This is a genomic window from Pseudoflavonifractor sp. An176 (assembly GCF_002160435.1).
Lineage (GTDB): Bacteria > Bacillota > Clostridia > Oscillospirales > Oscillospiraceae > Enterenecus > Enterenecus faecium.
Window position 1 is genome coordinate 280,017 of the sequence record NZ_NFKO01000001.1, and the last position, 18,415, is coordinate 298,431.

An 18,415-nucleotide genomic window follows, 5' to 3' on the forward strand; every position below is an offset into this window, starting at 1 on the left:
ATCTGTTTTTTTCGGGGACATGTGCATCGAAAAAAAAACACTTCTCAGCCCGCCAGTGTGGAATCGGGTCGCCCTTTGACCCGATTATGCATGCAGCGGGCTGCAACTCCTCTCAAAAATGCTGGCATTTTTGAGAAGCGTGTCGAATTGTTTCGACACGCTGAAACGGCCTGCCCGGAGGAACCAGGCAGGCCGCCGCATCAAACCAGTTGTTGGTTGGACAGGCCGAAGCTCACGGCAATGGCCCCATCCACCTTTTTCATCACTTGTTCGTCCACCCGGCCCATATGTTCCCGTAGCCGCCGTTTGTCCAGGGTACGAATCTGCTCCAACAGCACGATGGAGTCCTTGGGCAGGCCATAGCTGTGGGCTGCCAGGGTGATATGGGTGGGCAGTCGGGCCTTCCCCGTCTGAGAGGTGATGGCCGCTGCAATGACAGTGGGGCTGTGTTTGTTTCCGGTGTCGTTTTGCACGATCAGGACAGGGCGAACGCCCCCTTGTTCGCTGCCCACCACCGGACTGAGGTCGGCGTAATAAATATCGCCGCGTTTGACACTGTTGTCCACAGGATTTCACACTCCGCCGGATTTATAGTGCCCGGTCCTTGCCATGCCTGCCGGGTACTATCATTCTCCCACGGTGGGGCGGATCTTATACCGGTGGAACAGGATTCCTTCGCCACCGGGTGCCGCTCCATCTCTCGCCGCTCCCTCGGGGGCGACCCCCCGTGTTATCTTATGCGCCCCGGTACAATCTGGGCACCCGGGGGGAGACGGCGCACAGCAGCTCATAGGGGATAGTCCCCGCCAGCTGGGCCATATCCTCCAGGGAGTGGTGGGCGCCGAACAGCTCCACCTCGTCCCCCGGCTGCACCTGGTCCCCCTCCTGAAGGGCCACCATGCACATGTCCATGCACACCCGGCCCACAATGGGCCGCTCCTGGCCGCCCACCAGCACGGTGCCCTGGCCGGACAACACCCGGTGCAGGCCGTCGGCATAGCCCACCGGCAGCACCGCCACCCGGCCGCCGGAGGCGGGCATGTGCTGGGTGCAGCCGTAGCTCACCGGGGTGTCCCCCGGCAGCTCCCGCACCGCCGCCACCCGGGTCTTCAAGGTCATCACCGGCCACAGCTCCCCGGCATCCAGCCCCTGGCAGGAGGGGTCGGGCAGGTAGCCGTACAGGGCAATGCCCGGGCGCACCATATCCAGGTGGGTACAGGGGAAGTTGAGCACGGCGGCACTGGCCGCGCAGTGGCGCAGCTGGAAGGTGCGGCCATAGGTATTTTTCAGCAAATCCAGGGTGTCCAGGAAGCGGGTGAACTGCTCCATGGTGTACCCCTCGTCCCCGTCGGCGTTGGCAAAGTGGGTGAAAATGCCCTCCGCCTCCAGCCCCTCCAGGGCGCACAGGGCGTCCACGTCCTGGGCAGCCTGGGCCGGGTCATGGGCCAGAATGCCCAGACGGCTCATGCCGGTGTCCAGCTTGACGTGGATTTTGGCCCGCTTGCCCTGGGCCACAGCGGCCTGGGACAGGGCCTGGGCCAGCTCGGGGGTAAACACCGCCTGAGTCAGGTCGTGCTCCACCACCTGGGGGGCAAACTCCGCCGGGGTGGCCCCCAGGATGAGAATGGGCATGGTAATGCCCGACTGGCGCAGCTCGGTGGCCTCGTTGAGGCAGGCCACGGCCAGATAGTCCGCCCCCAGCTGCTGCAATTTGTGGGCCACTTCCTCCGCCCCGTGTCCGTAGGCATTGGCCTTCACCACGCCCAGAAACTTACTCTGGGGGGCGCAGGCCCGCAGTACATGGTAATTATGCTCCAGATTGTCCAGACGGATCTCCGTCCAGGTCCGCATGGTCTGTTGATTCATCCTCGTTCATCTCCATGGTAAAATCATCACTTGTCACGGTGAGCACGGTAACTCCTTCCACCTGTACCTCCGCCATGCGAAGGGCAAAGGTGTCCGGGGCAAACCACATGGTGTACTCCGTGCCCGCTCCCTGCTCCTGCTCCGGGTCCCGGCAGGTTAGCTCCAGGAAGGTGTTCTCCCCCTCCTGCGCCCAGCTGCACTGGGCTATGTAGCCCTGGGCCACCTGGTCCAGCATCTCCGGTATGGCGGCAATGGGGCTCAGGCCGTCCCCGTTGAGGGTGCCCAAGGTCATCCCCGCTCCGTCATACTCCAAGACAGCCTCCTCATCGGTCATCCGGGCGGTGACTCCTGCCATCCACTCCGGCTCCACCACAGTGAGCACCGTCTCTCCCTCCTGCTGGGCCGTTCCCTCCAAGGTGAACTCATAGAGCTGCTGGCCTAAATGGGCGCTGACCCGGAAGGTGCCCGACCAGCCGCTCATGGTCTGGTACTGGCCCCGCAGCAGCACGCCCTGCTGCTGCGCCTGCTGGTCCTGCTTGGAGCAGCCTGTGAGCAGCACCGTCATTATCAGCGCTCCGCAGGCCAATTCTCTGCGCAATGCGCTCCCCCCTTTCCCGTACTTGAGGGGCGGAAACCGCCGCCCCTGTCTCCATATATATGAAGCCGAGATGGGGGTATGTCAGATCGTGCACGCCCCATTATAAAGTTTTCCCTCTTGCTTTTCAACCTATATTGTGATATAAAAGTTTTTAGTGCAAATGCGAAGAACGGGAAAATAGCGTGCTGGCATATCTCAGAGAGAGGCGGTCACCGGCTGAAAGCCGCCTTGGTGTGTGTCGCTTGGTTCGCCCGGGAGCGGCCTGTGAGAGCAGGACGGTGTGCCCTCCGTTATGGGGCAAAGAGAGTGTGCGCGCATGGCGCACAAATGCGGGTGGTACCGCGGAAGGCTGGCCTTTCGTCCCTGTTTGTAGGGAGGAAAGGCTTTTTTCATGTTATATTTTACCCGAAAGGAAGAGAATAGATGAAGCAGCAATTAAACGACATTCGTGTGCAGGCCCTTGCCGCCTTCGAGGCCGCCGACAGCCTGGCAGCTCTGGACGCCCTGCGGGTGCAGTACCTGGGCAAGAAGGGCGAGCTCACCGGCGTGCTCAAGCAGATGGGCAAGCTCTCCGCCGAGGAGCGCCCCGTCATGGGCCAGCTGGCCAACCAGGTGCGCGCAGACCTGGAGGCCGCTCTGGAGACCCAGGGCAAGAAGCTGGAGGCCCAGGCCCTGGAGCAGCGGCTCAAGGACGAGGCTCTGGACGTGACCATCCCCGGCAAGCCCGTGAAGGTGGGCCACCGTCACCCCATGTATATCGCCCTGGACGAGATCAAGGAGATCTTCATCGGCATGGGCTTCACCGTGCTGGACGGCCCCGAGGTGGAGCTGGCCGAGCTGAACTTCGACCGCCTCAACGCCGAGGAGAACCACCCCTCCCGGGACTGGTCCGACACCTTCTACTTTGACGAGGACAGCCGGGTGATGCTCCGCTCCCAGACCTCCCCCATGCAGGTGCGGGCCATGGACACCATGGAGCTGCCCATCCGCATCATCGCCCCCGGCCGTGTGTACCGCAAGGACGAGGTGGACGCCACCCACTCCCCCATGTTCCACCAGGTGGAGGGCATGGTCATCGACAAGAACGTCACCATGGCCGACCTGAAGGGCACCCTGAACACCGTGGTGGAGAAGCTCTACGGCAAGGGCACCAAGACCCGGTTCCGTCCCCACCACTTCCCCTTCACCGAGCCCTCCTGCGAGATGGACGTGCAGTGCCACAAGTGCGGCGGCGTGGGCTGCCCCACCTGTAAGGGAGAGGGCTGGATTGAGCTGCTGGGCGCTGGTATGATTCACCCCCGGGTGCTGGAGATGAGCGGCATCGACCCCAACGAGTACTCCGGCTGGGCCTTCGGCATCGGCCTGGAGCGTACCGCCATGCGTCGGTTCAAGATCGCCGACCTGCGCCTGATTTTTGAAAACGACGTGCGCTTCCTGGAGCAGTTTTAAGGAAAGAGGGGAACATTACCATGAATTTAAGCAGAAACTGGCTGCGTGAATTTGTCACCGTAGACGCCAATGACCATGATTTTGCCGAGGCCATGACCCTGTCCGGATCCAAGGTAGAGCTGACCCACGACCTGGGCGCTGAGATCTCCAACGTGGTGGTGGGCCGCATCCTGTCCATGGAGCGCCACCCCGACTCCGACCACATGTGGGTCTGCCAGATCGACGCCGGCCAGGCCGAGCCGGTGCAGATCGTCACCGGCGCCTGGAACGTCCATCCCGGCGACCTGGTGCCTGTGGCCCTGCACAAGTCCACCCTGCCCGGTGGCAAGAAGATTGAGAAGGGTAAGCTGCGTGGCGTGTTGTCCAACGGCATGATGTGCGGCCTGCTGGAGCTGGGCCTGGACGAGCGGGACTTCCCCTACGCCGCCATCACCCCCGCCGCCATTCTGGGGGACTACAAGCCCCTGGACCCCGCCAAGCCCTCCATCTCCGCCGATATCAAGCCCGGCGACAAGATCTACGGCCCCGTGGTGGCCGCCAAGGTCCTGGAGTGCACCTCCCAGCCCGACGGCACCTTCCACACCTGCCTGGATACCGGTGACGGCACCGCCGCTCCCGACACCATCTGCCCCAACCTCCACGAGGGGGATCTGGTGGCCTACAATACCAAGACCGACGCCATCTGCACCCTGGCGGACCTCCATGCCCAGCAGGCAGAGTTCCCCCACTGCATCCCCGACGGCATTTTCGTGCTCCGGGAGGACTGCAAGCCCGGCGACGACATCAAGCCCATCATCAACGCCGACGACCACGTGGTGGAGTTTGAGATCACTCCCAACCGCCCCGACTGCCTGTCCGTCATCGGCCTGGCCCGGGAGGTGTCCGCCACCTTTGGCGCACCTCTCACCCTCCACGAGCCCGTGGTGAAGGGCGGAGCCGAGGGCAACCTCATGGAGCTGCTGGATGTGGAGACCCCCGCCGCCGATCTGGTGCCCCGGTACACCGCCCGGATGGTGCGCAACGTGAAGATCGGCCCCTCCCCTAAGTGGATGCGGGAGCGGCTGCGCTCCATGGGTGTGCGCCCCATCAACAACATCGTGGACATCACCAACTATGTGATGCTGGAGTATGGCCAGCCCATGCACGCCTTTGACTACCGCTATGTCCACGGCGGCAAGATCATCGTCCGCCGTGCCCAGGAGGGCGAGGAGCTGACCACCCTGGACGGCAAGAGCCACACCCTCAATGCCAACCACCTGGTCATCGCCGACGAGACCCGGGCCGTGGGCCTGGCTGGCATCATGGGCGGCGAGAACAGCGAGATCGTGGACGACACCGTGGACGTGGTGTTCGAGTCCGCCTGCTTTGACGGCGCCACCATCCGCAAGGGCGCTCTGGCCCTGGGTATGCGCACCGAGGCCAGCGCCAAGTTTGAGAAGGGCCTGGACCCCATGAACACCCTCCCCGCCGTGCAGCGGGCCTGTGAGCTGGTGGAACTGCTGGGCGCCGGTGACGTGGTGGATGGCATCATCGACATCCTCAACTACGTGCCCCAACCCCGGGTGCTCACCCTGGAGCCCGACCGCATCAACGCCCTGCTGGGCACCGACGTGGCCGAGGAGGAGATGGTGCGCATCCTCCGCAGCCTGGACTTCCAGGTAGAAGGCAACCAGGTCACCGTTCCCTCCTGGCGTGGCGATGTCATCGGCATGGCAGACTTTGCCGAGGAAGTGGCCCGGTTCTACGGCTACAACAACATCCCCTGCACCCTCATGCGGGGCCAGACCACCCTGGGCGGCTACTCCGATGAGGAGCTGCTGGAGCGTCAGCTGGGGGCCATGTGCCGCACCATGGGCTATGATGAGATCATCACCTACTCCTTCATCTCCCCCACCTGCTACGACAAGATCAACTGGCCCACGGACTACCTGGGCCGTAACTCCCTGAAGATCTTAAACCCCCTGGGCGAGGACACCTCCATCATGCGCACCACCACCCTCCCCTCCATGCTGGAGATTCTCACCCGCAACTACAACTACCGCAACCAGAACGTGCGCCTGTACGAGGTGGGCCGCACCTACGCCCCCGGCGGCGAGGATGGCCTGGCGGTGGAGTCCAAGACCCTCACCCTGGGCGCCTATGGCTCCGACATGGACTTCTACACCATGAAGGGGTGCATTGAGGCCATTTTGAAGGACCTGCGGGCCAGCGACGTCACCTTCCGCACCGGCTCCGGCTTCACCGAGCTGGTGTCCTACCACCCCGGCCGCTATGCCGAGGTGTGGGTGGGCTCTGACTGCGTGGGCTTCTTCGGCCAGATTCACCCCCTGGTGGCTCAGAACTACGGGGTGGACGGCGAGCTGTACTGCGCGCAGCTGGCCCTGGACGAGCTGGCTCTGGCCAAGGGCGCTGACCCTGTGTACACTCCCCTGCCCAAGTTCCCCGCCGTCACCCGTGACATCGCTGTGGTGTGTGACGAGGCCGTCACCGTGGGCGCCCTGGAGGCCTGCATCCAGAACGCCGCCCACGGCCTGCTGAAGCAGGTGACCCTCTTCGACATCTACCGGGGCAAGGGCGTGGAGGACGGCAAGAAGTCCGTGGCCTTCAACCTCACCCTCCGGGCCGACGACCGCTCCCTCACCGGCGAGGAGGCGGAGACCGAGGTGCAGCACATTCTGGCCGCTCTGGCCTCTGAGCTGGGCGCCACCTTGCGCTAAGAGCCATTTTTCGGCAATTCGCAGATTGACAAGCTCCTGTCTACTCCGCTATAATGGGTGTATGACGACAGCAAGGGCGCTGTGGCCATTGTGGTCACAGCGCCCATTTGATTTTTTCCCAGGAGGAATGACTATGTCCATTCACGAGGAATGCGGATTGTTCGGCATCAGCGACCCCCACGGGGACTGTGCCCGCACCACCTATTACGGCCTGTACGCCCTCCAGCACCGGGGGCAGGAGGCCTGTGGCATCGCCACCATCAACCAGCGTGTGCTCTCCTTCCACAAGGATGTGGGCCTGGTGGGAGACGTGTTCCACCCCGACGTGCTGGACCGTCTCAATGGCACCATGGCCGTGGGCCATGTGCGCTACGCCACCACCGGCGGCGGGCAGCGGGAAAACGCCCAGCCCCTGACCCTCAAGTACGTCAAGGGCACCCTGGCGGTGGCTCACAACGGCAACCTGGTGAACACCGCCGAGCTGCGCACCTTCTTTGAGTACCGGGGCGCCATCTTCCAGACCACCACCGACTCCGAGCTCATCGCCTACGCCATCGCCCAGGAGCGGCTGCGCTGCGCCTCCGCCGAGGAGGCGGTGTGCCGGGCGGTGAAGGGCCTGCGGGGCGCCTTCTCCCTGCTGGTCATGTCCCCCCAGAAACTCATCGCCGTCCGGGACCCCTGGGGCTTCCGCCCCCTGTGCATGGGCCGCCGGGGGGATGCGGTGATCTTCGCCTCGGAGAGCTGTGCCCTCCACGCCGTGGGCGCCCAGTTCGAGCGGGAGCTGGACCCCGGCGAAATCGTAGTGGTGGAGGGCACCCAGGTGCGCTCCATCCGGGAGAACTGTCAGGGCTCCTCCAGCCATATGTGCATCTTCGAGTATATCTACTTCGCCCGCCCCGACTCGGTGCTGTGCGGCCAATCGGTGCACCTGGCCCGGCGCAACGCCGGACGGCTGCTGGCCCGGGAGTTCCCCGTGGAAGCGGATGTGGTCATCGGAGTGCCCGACTCCGGCTTGGACGCCGCCATGGGCTTTGCCGAGGAGTCCGGCATCCCCTACGGGGTGGGCCTGGTGAAAAACCGCTACATTGGCCGCACCTTCATCACCCCCGGCCAGGAGAGCCGGGAGCAGGCGGTGCGCATCAAGCTGGGCGCTCTGGCCAGCTGTGTGGCAGGCAAGCGGGTGGTGATGGTGGACGACTCCATCGTCCGGGGCACCACCTCCAAGCAGATTGTCTCCCTGCTCCGGGAGGCGGGGGCCACGGAAGTACACATGTACTCCTCCGCCCCGCCCTTCATTGCCCCCTGCTACTTCGGAACCGACATCCCCGACCGGGACGCCCTCATCGCCTGTAACTACACCCAGGAGGAGATGCGGGAGATGATTGGGGCCGATTCCCTCCACTTCTTGTCTCTGGAGGCCCTGCACCAGATCGCACCCCAGGCCGACTGCGGGTTCTGCGACGGGTGCTTTACCGGGTCCTATCCCATCGAAGTATAACCCCCTCACCCCACGGAATGTTCCCCCTTCCGTGGGGTGTTTTTTCGTCCCCCACGGGTTTGACTAATTCCCACCTGTGTAGTATAATACGTTGATTATATAATGAGGAGAATGTGCTCATGTGGTTGGCCAAAAATTGGAAAGATTATGAGCTGCTGGACTGCGGCCGTGGAGAAAAACTGGAGCGTTGGGGCTCTCACCTGCTGGTGCGCCCGGACCCCCAGGCCATTTGGAATACCCCCCGCCAGAACAAGGGCTGGAAGACGGCCCACGCCCGCTATTCCCGCTCCCACACCGGTGGCGGCCAGTGGGCCTCCAAGCAGGTGCCCGAGCGGTGGCAGATTCACTATAAAGAACTGACCCTGAACGTGGGCCTGATGAACTTTAAACATACCGGCGTGTTCCCCGAGCAGGCGGCCAACTGGGACTTTGCCCAGGACCTCATCCGCCGGGCGGGCCGCCCCATTTCGGTGCTGAACCTGTTTGCCTACACCGGCGGGGCCACGGTGGCCTGCGCCGCGGCCGGGGCCAGCGTGTGCCACGTGGACGCCGCCCGTGGCATGGTGCAGTGGGCCCGGGAGAACGCCAAGTCCTCGGGTCTGGAGGACAAGCCCATCCGCTGGATCATTGACGACTGCGCCAAGTTTGTGGAGCGGGAGATCCGCCGGGGCCGCCGCTACGATGCCATCATCATGGACCCCCCCTCCTATGGCCGGGGCCCCTCCGGTGAGGTGTGGAAGCTGGAGGAGAACCTGTACCCCTTTGTGGAGCTGGTGTCCAACGTCCTCAGCGATGACCCTCTCTTTGTGATTCTCAATTCCTACACCACGGGCCTGGCCCCGTCGGTGCTGACTTATATTTTGCAGACCGTCATCGGCGGCAAATTCGGCGGGCGCACCGTGTCCGACGAGCTGGGCCTGCCGGTAACCCAGACCGGGCTGGCGCTCCCCTGCGGTGCCACCGGGCGCTGGGTGGCATCTTCCGTGGAGCATGTCTACCATGGCTAATCCCATCATCCAGGCCAGAGGCCTGACCTTTCGCTACACCACCGCCGAGGGAGTAGCCCCCACGGTGCTGGACCATGTGGACCTGGACATTGAGGCTGGGACCTTCGTGGCCATTCTGGGCCACAACGGCTCGGGCAAGTCCACCTTTGCCAAGCACCTCAACGCCATCCTCCTGCCCACTAGCGGAAAGGTGTACGTGGACGGCATGGACACCACCGACGAGGACAAGCTGCTGGACATCCGGCGCACCGTGGGCATGGTGTTCCAAAACCCAGACAACCAGATTGTGGCCAGTGTGGTGGAGGAGGACGTGGCTTTCGCCCCGGAGAACCTGGGGGTGCCCTCGGCGGAAATTCGCCGCCGGGTGGACGAGGCCCTGGAGGCGGTGGGCATGACGGAATATGCCCGCCACGCTCCCCATCTGCTCTCCGGCGGCCAGAAGCAGCGGGTGGCCATCGCTGGCGTGCTGGCCATGCGCCCCCGGTGCATTGTGCTGGACGAGCCCACCGCCATGCTGGACCCGGTGGGACGCCGGGAAGTGCTGGACACCGTGTGCCGTCTCCAGCGGGAGCTGGGTATGACGGTGGTGCTCATCACCCACCACATGGACGAAGCGGCCCGGGCCCAGCGGCTGGTGGTCATGGACAATGGCCATGTGGTCATGGACGGCCCCCCCGCCCAGGTCTTTCAGAATGTGGTGGGCCTGCGCCGCCTGGGGCTGGAAGTGCCCGACTCCGTGTCCCTGCTCTATGAGCTGCGCCAAGCCGGGCTGGACGTGCCCCTGGACGTCCTCACCTGCGAGGACTGCGCCCAGGCACTGGCCCACATTCTACCCCGATAAGAGAGGCCCGTATCTATGACGCCTATCATTGAACTCAGACAACTCACCCATATCTATAGTCAAGGCACCCCCTTTGAGCACGTGGCCCTGCAAAACGTGGACCTGACCGTGGCCCCGGGGGAATATCTGGCGGTCATTGGCCGCACCGGCTCGGGCAAGTCCACCCTGATGCAGCACCTCAACGGGCTGCTCCGTCCCACCTCGGGACAGGTACTCTTTGAAGGGGAGGACATCTGGGGCTCCAAGGAGCGCACCCGTCAGGTGCGCTTCCAGGTGGGCCTGGTGTTCCAATATCCCGAGTACCAGCTCTTTGAGGAGACGGTGTACCGGGATATCGCCTTCGGCCCCACCAACATGGGGCTGGACCAGGCCGAGGTGGACCGCCGGGTGCGGCAGGCCGCTTGCTTTGTGGGCCTGTCCGACCACACTCTGGAGAAGTCCCCCTTTGACCTGTCCGGCGGCCAAAAGCGCCGGGTGGCCATTGCGGGAGTCATCGCCATGGAGCCCAAGGTGCTCATTCTGGACGAGCCCACCGCCGGGCTGGACCCCGCCGGAGCCGCTCAGATTCTGGGCAACATCCGGGCCTATCACCGGGAGAAAAAGGCCGCCATCATTCTGGTGTCCCACTCCATGAATGAGGTGGCCCGGGAGGCCCAGCGGCTGGTGGTGTTCCGGGACGGCACCATTCCCTACTCCGGCACCCCCCAAGAGGTGTTCTCCCACGGGGCCGAACTGGAGCGGATGGGCCTGGGCGTGCCCGAGATGACCCGGGTGTTCGCCCGGCTGCGGGACATGGGCTATGAGGTGCCCGCCTCGGTGTACACCGTGGAACAGGCTCGGGACGCCATCCTGCTGGCCCGAAAGGGGGCGCAGGCATGAACCTCAAGGACATTACCCTGGGGCAATTTTTCCCCGGCAACTCCTTTCTCCACCGGGTAGACCCCCGCATCAAGCTGGCGGGGCTTCTGGTGTATGTGGTGGCCCTGTTTCTGGCCAACTGGTTTGTCACCTACGGCATCATGCTGGCCCTGCTGGTGTGGGGCTGCGCTGTGGCCCACATCCGGGCCAAAACCCTGCTGGGGGGCATGAAGCCGGTGATTTTCCTGCTGATCTTCACCGCTGTCTTGAACATGTTCTATACCCCCGGCACCCCTCTGGTGTCCTTCTGGGTTTTCACCATCACCTATGAGGGCATTTTACACGCCTTTTTCATGGTGGTACGCATTCTCATGCTCATCTGTGCCACCTTCCTGCTCACCTACACCACCTCCCCCCTGGCCCTCACCGACGGTCTGGAGAGCCTGCTCTCCCCTCTGAAAAAGGTGAAGGTGCCGGTGCACGAGCTGGCCATGATTATGTCCATCGCCCTGCGCTTCATCCCCACCCTCATTGAGGAGACGGACAAGATCATGTCCGCCCAGCGGGCCCGAGGGGCCGACTTCGACTCCGGCGGCCTCATCCGCAAGGCCAAGGCCCTCATTCCCCTGCTGGTGCCCCTGTTCATCTCCGCCTTTCGCCGGGCGGACGAGCTGGCCACCGCCATGGAGTGCCGCTGCTACTGCGGCGGGACGGGCCGCACCCGGATGCGGGAGCTGCACCTGCGCCCCGCTGACTGGCTGTTTCTCCTGGGCCTGGTGGTGGTGGCCGTGGCGGTGGGCCTGCTGGCCCACGTGAGTCTGTGAGCGCCCCCATCTTATCTATGAGGTGTTCCTATGCAATCCCGTAACATTGCCCTGCGCCTGAGCTATACCGGCACCGCCTACCACGGCTGGCAGGTGCAGAAAAACGCCGTCTCCGTGGCGGAGACTCTGGAAAAGGCCCTGTCCTTTGTGGTCAATCACCCGGTGAAAGTCACCGGGGCGGGCCGCACCGACGCCGGGGTCCACGCCCGCACCTACGTGGCCAATTTCCGCACCACCTCCGCCATCCCCCTGGAGCGGCTGCCTCTGGCGGTGAATACCCGCCTGCCCGACGACATTGTGGTGTCCAAGGCCACCCTGGTGCCCGATGACTTCAACGCCATCGGCTCCTGTCTGAAAAAAGAATACACCTACCGCATCTACAACTCCCGCATCCGGGACCCCTTCTACGTCAACCGGGTGTGGTTCTACCCCCGCCATCTGGACGAGTCCATTATGGCGGCGGCTGCCGCCCAGTTTGTGGGCACCCACGACTTTGCCGCCGTGCGCTCAGTGGGCACCGAGACCCGCACCACCGTGCGCACCGTCCACTACTTCGACATTGAGCGCAAGGGACAGATCATCGACTGTCGGGTGTGCGCCGACGGCTTTTTGTACAACATGGTCCGGGCCATGGTGGGCACCTGCATCTATGCCGCCGAGGGCAAGCTGGCCCCCGAGGATATCCCGGACATTCTCTCCTCCCGCAACCGCACCTTGGCCGGGCCCACCGCCCCGCCGGACGGGCTGTATATGACCAACCTGTGGTATGACGAGGACGTACTGTGACGATACTCCGGCGCCTGTGTGCGCCGCCGCCTTTTGAGGTATACGATTATGGAAGACACAAAGAACAACCAATCCAACACCCAGCCCAAAAAGCCCAAGTTTTTGGTGCGGGTTCTGCTCTTTCTCCTGGCCGTCCTGGTGGTCCTGGGGGCGGTGGCCGTGGTGGTGTTCCGGGACCGGCTGTCCCTGGACAACTTCAAGCGGTGGCTCCACTACCGCTCCCTGGTACTCAACGACAGCGGCCAGGCCGACTCCTTCCCCCACGACGGCAGCCTGGACGACACCTTCGCCGTGCTGGACGGAGACCTGCTGGTGTGCTCCTCCACCTCCATCTCCCTGTACTCCGGCAGCGGCACCCAGTATGTGGACCTGTCCGTGGACATGGACAACCCCGTGGTGGACACCAACGGCTCTCTGGCTGTGATCTATGACGCCGGGGGTTCCTCCCTGTACGTGCTGGGCCAGCGGGAGGTGATCTGGTCGGCCACCGACCTGACCTCCATCCTCTCCGCCCACCTCAACCAAAACGGACAGCTCACCGTGGTCAGCCAGACCAGCGGCTACAAGGGTTCCGTGACGGTGTACAGCACCGACTACGAGCCCATGATGAGCGTCAACCTCTCCTCCGCCTATGTCATGGACGCCGCTCTGTCCGACGACGGACAGACCCTGTCCATCCTCAACGTGGGGCAAACCGACGGCGTGTTTGACTCCACCCTCTCCCTGTACACCCTGAACACCACGGACTCGGGGAACTTTGAGCCCAACCTCACCAGTGATCTGGGCTCCTCGGTGGTGCTGGAGACCCGCCACACCGTCTCCCAGGTCTGGTCCATCTCCGACCAGAACCTGACCCTCACCGACCACGAGGGCAACAACGCCGTCATCGACTTCAACGACATGCACCTCAAGCGCTACTCCCTGGCCGGGGACGGCTTCGCCGTGGCTCTGCTGGCCAAGTACCGGGCAGGCAGCCAGGGCGAGCTGTGGGTGGTCTCCTCCGACGGCTCCCACAAGAGCCTGGAGATCGACCAGCAGGTGCTCTCCCTGTCCGCTGCCGGGCGGTATATCGCCGTGCTCACAGGCAAGCAGCTGAACATCTACACCAAGGACCTGGAGCTGTACGCCACCCTGGACAGCACCCAGGGCGCCCGTCAGGTGCTGCTCATGGAGGACGGCTCCGCCGTTCTCATCTCCGCAGACAGTGCCAGCTTCTACGTGCCTTAAACGAATGAGATTGCCCCTGAGGGCGTATAGTTAAGGAGGATTCCATGACCGCTTATATTTTCGATGCCGCCATTGTCGTTATCTTGGCTTTCTTCGCCTGGCGTGGCGCCAAAAAGGGCCTCATCCTCACTCTGTGCGGACTGCTGGGCCTGTTTGTGGCCTTCTTCGGGGCACAGTTCATCTCCACCCAGTTCCACGGCCCTGTGGCTCACATTATGGAGCCTGCCATCTACCAGGCCATCCGTGGGGCCGAGCCCCAGGGGGAGGAGACCGACTCCGGTGACCCCAGTCTGAGCATTCCCGGCAACATCGCCGAGCAGGCGGAGCCCGACTACACCCTGGACCAGCTGCTGGAGTCCATGAAGGAGCAGGGCCTGTTCGCCGGCTTCTCCTACTTCCTGGACCAGGCCAAGAACGAAGCGTCCATCCCCAGTGAGGGCGGGACCACGGTAGCCAGCGCGCTGGCGGACTACCTGGCCAACCTGGTGGCCAAGGCCACCCTGTTCGCCCTGTCCTTCCTGCTCATTCTCCTGATCTGGTTTTTGCTCAGCCACATTCTGGACCTGGCCTTCCACCTGCCCATCCTGGCCACGGTGAACACCGTGGGCGGACTGTTGGCAGGGCTTTTGAAGGCGGTGCTCATCGTCTTTGTGCTGGTGTGGCTGGGCCAGCTGGCGGAGATCATCCCCGCCAACCCCACCACCCCGGTCCTCTCCCTGTTCACCCCCAAGGGACTGGGCGCTCTGTTGGATCGGCTTCTCCTGTGATTTTCAGGGAAATTTCAGATTCTTCATGCCTAGTTCACATTCTTCTGGTAGGGTACCCCAAAAAGGATACCTTCCGAAAGGAGTTTAACCATGCAGCCGACACTTTGTACTCGCTGCCACAAGAACGTGGCAGTGATCTTCATCACGAAAATTGAAAACGGCGAGACCAAAAACGAAGGCCTCTGCCTGAAATGCGCCCGGGAACTGGGGCTCAAGCCTGTGGACGACATGATGCAGAAAATGGGCATCTCCGACGAGGACCTGGACTCTCTCTCCCATGAGATGATGTCCGCCTTCGGCGGCGTCGAGGGTCTGGAGCAGCTGGCCCAGGACCGCCCGGAGAACCCCGACGAGGAGGAGGACGAGGGGCGCACCGCCACCTTCCCCTTCCTCAGTAAGCTCTTCGGGGCGCAGCCCCCCCAGGAGGGCTCCGGCCCCCGGGGCGGCAAAGAGGAAAAGCCCTCTGGCCCGCCCAAGCCTCCCAAGCGCAAGTTTCTGGAAAACTACTGCATCTCCCTGACCCGCAAGGCCCAGGAGGGCAAGCTGGACCGCATCGTGGGACGGGACAATGAGATTCAGCGCACCATTCAGATTCTCAACCGCCGCCAAAAGAATAACCCCTGTCTCATCGGCGAGCCCGGCGTGGGTAAAACCGCTATTGCCGAGGGCCTGGCCCAGAAAATCCAGGACCGCCAGGTGCCCTATAAACTGCTGGACAAAGAGGTGTACCTGCTGGACCTCACCGCTCTGGTGGCAGGCACCCAGTTCCGGGGCCAGTTTGAGAGCCGTATGAAGGGCCTCATTGAGGAGATCCGCAAGCTGGGCAACATTATCCTGGTCATCGACGAGGTGCACTCCATCGTGGGTGCCGGCGACGCCGAGGGCTCCATGAACGCCGCCAACATCCTCAAGCCCGCCCTGTCCCGGGGTGAGATTCAGGTCATCGGCGCCACTACCCTCACCGAGTACCGCAAGTATATCGAAAAGGACACCGCCCTGGAGCGCCGCTTCCAGCCTGTGATGGTGGAGGAGCCCTCCATGGAGGAGGCCACCCAAATCCTCCAGGGCATCGCCCCCTACTATGAGGGCTACCACCACGTGGTCATCACCCCGGACATCTGCCGTCTGGCGGTGTCCATGAGTGAGCGGTACATCACCGACCGCTACCTCCCCGACAAGGCTATCGACCTCATCGACGAGGCCGCCTCGGAGGTCAACCTCCACAACAAGGACCTGGCCCGCATGGCAGAGATCGAGAAGGAGCTGGCCGACTACGCCAAAGAGGTGGACGTGGTGCTGGCCGCCACCGGGGCCGACAATCCCCAAATCCAAGATCTGCAGCAGCAGGAGCAGAAGCTCCAGCGGCAGCGGGACAGCCTGGAAATGGCCATCAGCCGGGACGACAACGAGGCCCCCAACCGGGAGGACCCCGCCTTCCAGACCCGCCAGGAGGAGCGCCGGAGCCAGCTCCAGGACCTGGAGAGCAAGCTGTCCCAGGTGACCGCCCAGAAAGAGCAGCTCCAGGAGGAGTGCAACCAGAAGGCCTACCGCCGTCTGGCCGAGCTCAAGAGCCGTCAGGCCCAGCTGAATGCCCAGCTGGAGGAGCTGAAAGCCAAAGGCGACCCCATGCTCACCGTGGCCCACCTGGCCCGTGTGGTGGAGCTGTGGACCAAAATTCCCGCCAGCCAAATCCAGGAGCAGGAATTTGAGCGTCTGGCCCATCTGGAGGACCGCCTGAAGACCCACATTGTGGGCCAGGACGAGGCGGTGTCCGCCGTGGCCCGGGCCATCCGCCGGGGCCGTGTGGGCATCTCCGCCAAGCGCAAGCCCGTGTCCTTCATCTTCGTGGGCTCCACGGGTGTGGGCAAGACCGAGCTGGTGAAACAGCTGGCCGCCGACCTGTTCGACTCCCCCGAGTCCCTCATCCGTCTGGACATGTCCGAGTTTATGGAAAAGCACGCCGTCAGCCGTATCATCGGCTCTCCCCCGGGCTATGTGGGCTATGACGACGCCGGACAGCTCACCGAGAAGATCCGCCGCAAGCCCTACTCGGTCATCCTCTTTGACGAGATCGAGAAGGCCCACCCCGACGTGCTCAACGTGCTGCTGCAAATTCTGGACGACGGCCACATCTCGGACGCCCACGGCAAGGTGGTCAACTTCGAGAACACCGTCATCGTCATGACCTCCAATGCCGGCAGCAACGTCAAGGGCGGCTCTCTGGGCTTCGACCGCTCCCCCACCCAACTGGCTAAGGATAAGGCTATGAAGGGCCTGGAGTCCTTCCTGCGCCCCGAGTTCATCAACCGGGTGGACGAGATCATCTGCTTCAACCAGCTCTCTCAGGAGAACTTCCAGGAGATCGCCAAGATCATGCTGGGCGAGCTCAGCCAGGTGCTGCGCAACAAGGGCATCACCTTCACCTATGACCAGAGCGTGCTGGACTACCTGGTGGACACCTCCTTCTCCCCCGTCTACGGCGCCCGCAACCTGCGCCGCCAGATTCAGAAGGATTTGGAGGACGCCATCGCCACCCTGCTCATCGACCACTACGACCAGCCCATTGTGGCCCTGGACGTCAAGTGTGTGGAGGGTAAGCTGGTGCTGACACCTACGTTCCAATAAAGTGAAAACCTGCGTGCAGCGAAAAGGCTGCACGCAGGTTTTTTCCCCTTGCATCTAAGACAACACGACTCTCAAACTGGAGGACATAGACGGGGAGACCGTCACCCGTTTGACTACCATCTAAAACAACACGACTCTCAAACCGGGCTCACTCTATGCAGGGGCTGAGCCATGTTTGACTACCATCTAAAACAACACGACTCTCAAACCCTTTTCCCCCCGTGGCAAGTGGGGGTGGTGTTTGACTACCATCTAAAACAACACGACTCTCAAACTGACCGAGACACAAACGGCTGTACTATCTGGTTTGACTACCATCTAAAACAACACGACTCTCAAACCCGTCAGCGGGGCGGCGTTTACAGGCTCTTGTTTGACTACCATCTAAAACAACACGACTCTCAAACTGCGTGGGTCATTGTTGACCGTGGCACTTCGTTTGACTACCATCTAAAACAACACGACTCTCAAACGATGGCACGCCTCTGGCAGTGCTGGACCGGTTTGACTACCATCTAAAACAACACGACTCTCAAACGAAGTCCTTTGTCGTGGAGATCAACTCCAGGTTTGACTACCATCTAAAACAACACGACTCTCAAACCTGCCGATGATTTCGCCGATGAGTCCCCTGGTTTGACTACCATCTAAAACAACATGACTCTCAAACCTCAAATGAGAGTGTACGCCACGACATTGCGCTGTGTTGTTTTAGATGGTTTTCTCTTGACCAATTCTATTTTACGGGATTTCTCCCGGGGAATCAACCCTTAATTCGCAGCCATCGTGATCTATGATGCACCACTGCTCCTGGGGCTGTGGAGGGCACTGGTGTGGTTCCAACACCAGGACATTCCACTTCTCATAAAGGGCCATCTGGTAAGGCTGCTCCAGCTCCTGCCGGGAAAAGTACAGGTGCATCCCCACCAACAGAACACAGGGCCGGGGCATCAGTTGATGGTACAGCTCCAGGTATTGGGTCAAGCGCTCCAGCGGAGACACACCATCCAGCACCGGCTGAAATTTCAACCCTTTGAGCAGGGGCCACACGGCATCCCCCTCTCCATACTCCACGGGAACCGGAATTTGGGACGCCAAACGGGCCAGATAGCCCTGAATGCTCTGCTGGAGATGTGTACTTTCCACCTCCAGTTCCTCCCACATCAGAGAGTGTACCAGTGTCTGAAAGCGATGGTGCAGCTTCCGGTCCTCCAGGGAGAGGTGGAGAAGGTCGCTGACCACCAGCAGGTGCTGGCCGCAGTCCAACACCTCATCCTGGCAAGAGAGCACCCAGTTTCCCTCCTCCCCTTGGCTCTGACCGGATCAATCCAACACCCATTGACGAAAGAGCT

At 62.6% G+C, this 18,415-nt stretch carries 14 protein-coding genes, 1 pseudogene and 1 CRISPR repeat array; of the genes and pseudogenes, 11 read left to right on the top strand and 4 right to left on the bottom strand.

The window, feature by feature from the left end; all coding sequences use genetic code 11:
• Positions 1 to 200 precede the first annotated feature (200 nt).
• The 3 genes from B5F12_RS01315 to B5F12_RS01325 form a co-directional block, all read right to left on the bottom strand.
• Positions 201 to 566 (bottom strand): type II toxin-antitoxin system PemK/MazF family toxin, encoded by a 366-nt coding sequence (locus B5F12_RS01315; protein WP_087229084.1) that lies wholly within the window; start codon positions 564 to 566, stop codon positions 201 to 203.
• A 169-nt stretch (positions 567 to 735) separates the two neighbouring features.
• Positions 736 to 1,866, bottom strand: a complete 1,131-nt coding sequence (gene alr, locus B5F12_RS01320; RefSeq protein ID WP_087229087.1) for an alanine racemase — start codon at positions 1,864 to 1,866, stop codon at positions 736 to 738.
• Positions 1,808 to 2,464, bottom strand: coding sequence for a hypothetical protein (locus B5F12_RS01325; RefSeq protein WP_143482298.1), 657 nt, complete (start codon positions 2,462 to 2,464; stop codon positions 1,808 to 1,810). The genes alr and B5F12_RS01325 overlap by 59 nt, the downstream gene beginning before the upstream one ends.
• Positions 2,465 to 2,887: 423 nt before the next feature.
• On the opposite strand from B5F12_RS01325, the gene pheS reads away from it, so the two are divergent.
• The 11 genes from pheS to B5F12_RS01380 all read left to right on the top strand — a co-directional run bounded on the left by pheS (position 2,888) and on the right by B5F12_RS01380 (position 17,063).
• Positions 2,888 to 3,913, top strand: a complete 1,026-nt coding sequence (pheS, locus tag B5F12_RS01330; RefSeq protein WP_087229093.1) for a phenylalanine--tRNA ligase subunit alpha — start codon at positions 2,888 to 2,890, stop codon at positions 3,911 to 3,913.
• A 20-nt stretch (positions 3,914 to 3,933) separates the two neighbouring features.
• The gene (pheT, locus tag B5F12_RS01335; protein ID WP_087229095.1) at positions 3,934 to 6,630 is read left to right on the top strand and encodes a phenylalanine--tRNA ligase subunit beta; all 2,697 of its coding nucleotides are present in this window, start codon (positions 3,934 to 3,936) and stop codon (positions 6,628 to 6,630) included.
• A gap of 133 nt (positions 6,631 to 6,763) precedes the next feature.
• Positions 6,764 to 8,128 (top strand): amidophosphoribosyltransferase, encoded by a 1,365-nt coding sequence (gene purF, locus B5F12_RS01340; protein WP_087229098.1) that lies wholly within the window; start codon positions 6,764 to 6,766, stop codon positions 8,126 to 8,128.
• Positions 8,129 to 8,247: 119 nt separating this feature from the next.
• Positions 8,248 to 9,135: a class I SAM-dependent methyltransferase gene (locus B5F12_RS01345; RefSeq protein WP_087229100.1), complete on the top strand. Its 888-nt coding sequence runs from the start codon at positions 8,248 to 8,250 to the stop codon at positions 9,133 to 9,135.
• Positions 9,128 to 9,976, top strand: a complete 849-nt coding sequence (locus tag B5F12_RS01350) for an energy-coupling factor transporter ATPase (protein WP_087229103.1) — start codon at positions 9,128 to 9,130, stop codon at positions 9,974 to 9,976. The genes B5F12_RS01345 and B5F12_RS01350 overlap by 8 nt, the downstream gene beginning before the upstream one ends.
• Before the next feature lie 15 nt (positions 9,977 to 9,991).
• Positions 9,992 to 10,855: an energy-coupling factor transporter ATPase gene (locus tag B5F12_RS01355; RefSeq protein WP_087229106.1), complete on the top strand. Its 864-nt coding sequence runs from the start codon at positions 9,992 to 9,994 to the stop codon at positions 10,853 to 10,855.
• A complete protein-coding gene (locus tag B5F12_RS01360) occupies positions 10,852 to 11,658 on the top strand; it encodes an energy-coupling factor transporter transmembrane component T (RefSeq protein WP_087229109.1) in 807 nt (268 codons plus the stop codon). The genes B5F12_RS01355 and B5F12_RS01360 overlap by 4 nt, the downstream gene beginning before the upstream one ends.
• A gap of 30 nt (positions 11,659 to 11,688) precedes the next feature.
• Positions 11,689 to 12,444 (top strand): tRNA pseudouridine(38-40) synthase TruA, encoded by a 756-nt coding sequence (gene truA / locus B5F12_RS01365; RefSeq protein ID WP_087229112.1) that lies wholly within the window; start codon positions 11,689 to 11,691, stop codon positions 12,442 to 12,444.
• Positions 12,445 to 12,492: 48 nt separating this feature from the next.
• Positions 12,493 to 13,671 carry a DUF5711 family protein gene (locus tag B5F12_RS01370; protein ID WP_087229115.1) on the top strand — a complete coding sequence of 393 codons (1,179 nt, stop codon included), beginning with the start codon at positions 12,493 to 12,495 and terminating at the stop codon, positions 13,669 to 13,671.
• A gap of 44 nt (positions 13,672 to 13,715) precedes the next feature.
• A complete protein-coding gene (locus B5F12_RS01375) occupies positions 13,716 to 14,438 on the top strand; it encodes a CvpA family protein (RefSeq protein ID WP_087229118.1) in 723 nt (240 codons plus the stop codon).
• A 90-nt stretch (positions 14,439 to 14,528) separates the two neighbouring features.
• Complete coding sequence (locus B5F12_RS01380; protein ID WP_087229120.1) at positions 14,529 to 17,063, top strand: ATP-dependent Clp protease ATP-binding subunit; 2,535 nt, start codon at positions 14,529 to 14,531, stop codon at positions 17,061 to 17,063.
• 41 nt (positions 17,064 to 17,104) lie between these two features.
• Positions 17,105 to 17,733: direct repeats of the CRISPR family, unit length 36 nt; unit sequence GTTTGACTACCATCTAAAACAACACGACTCTCAAAC.
• Between the two features lie 71 nt (positions 17,734 to 17,804).
• Here B5F12_RS01380 and csn2 read toward each other — a convergent pair.
• Positions 17,805 to 18,368 (bottom strand): annotated as a pseudogene (csn2, locus tag B5F12_RS01385) (type II-A CRISPR-associated protein Csn2); the annotation flags it as partial.
• Between the last annotated feature and the right edge of the window lie 47 nt (positions 18,369 to 18,415).

Coding starts and splice junctions, on each gene's coding strand:
- alr (WP_087229087.1), bottom strand. CDS start 1,866: ATGAATCAACAGACCATGCGGACCTGGACGGAGATCCGTCTGGACAAT.
- pheS (WP_087229093.1), top strand. CDS start 2,888: ATGAAGCAGCAATTAAACGACATTCGTGTGCAGGCCCTTGCCGCCTTC.
- pheT (WP_087229095.1), top strand. CDS start 3,934: ATGAATTTAAGCAGAAACTGGCTGCGTGAATTTGTCACCGTAGACGCC.
- purF (WP_087229098.1), top strand. CDS start 6,764: ATGTCCATTCACGAGGAATGCGGATTGTTCGGCATCAGCGACCCCCAC.
- B5F12_RS01345 (WP_087229100.1), top strand. CDS start 8,248: ATGTGGTTGGCCAAAAATTGGAAAGATTATGAGCTGCTGGACTGCGGC.
- B5F12_RS01350 (WP_087229103.1), top strand. CDS start 9,128: ATGGCTAATCCCATCATCCAGGCCAGAGGCCTGACCTTTCGCTACACC.
- B5F12_RS01355 (WP_087229106.1), top strand. CDS start 9,992: ATGACGCCTATCATTGAACTCAGACAACTCACCCATATCTATAGTCAA.
- B5F12_RS01360 (WP_087229109.1), top strand. CDS start 10,852: ATGAACCTCAAGGACATTACCCTGGGGCAATTTTTCCCCGGCAACTCC.
- truA (WP_087229112.1), top strand. CDS start 11,689: ATGCAATCCCGTAACATTGCCCTGCGCCTGAGCTATACCGGCACCGCC.
- B5F12_RS01370 (WP_087229115.1), top strand. CDS start 12,493: ATGGAAGACACAAAGAACAACCAATCCAACACCCAGCCCAAAAAGCCC.
- B5F12_RS01375 (WP_087229118.1), top strand. CDS start 13,716: ATGACCGCTTATATTTTCGATGCCGCCATTGTCGTTATCTTGGCTTTC.
- B5F12_RS01380 (WP_087229120.1), top strand. CDS start 14,529: ATGCAGCCGACACTTTGTACTCGCTGCCACAAGAACGTGGCAGTGATC.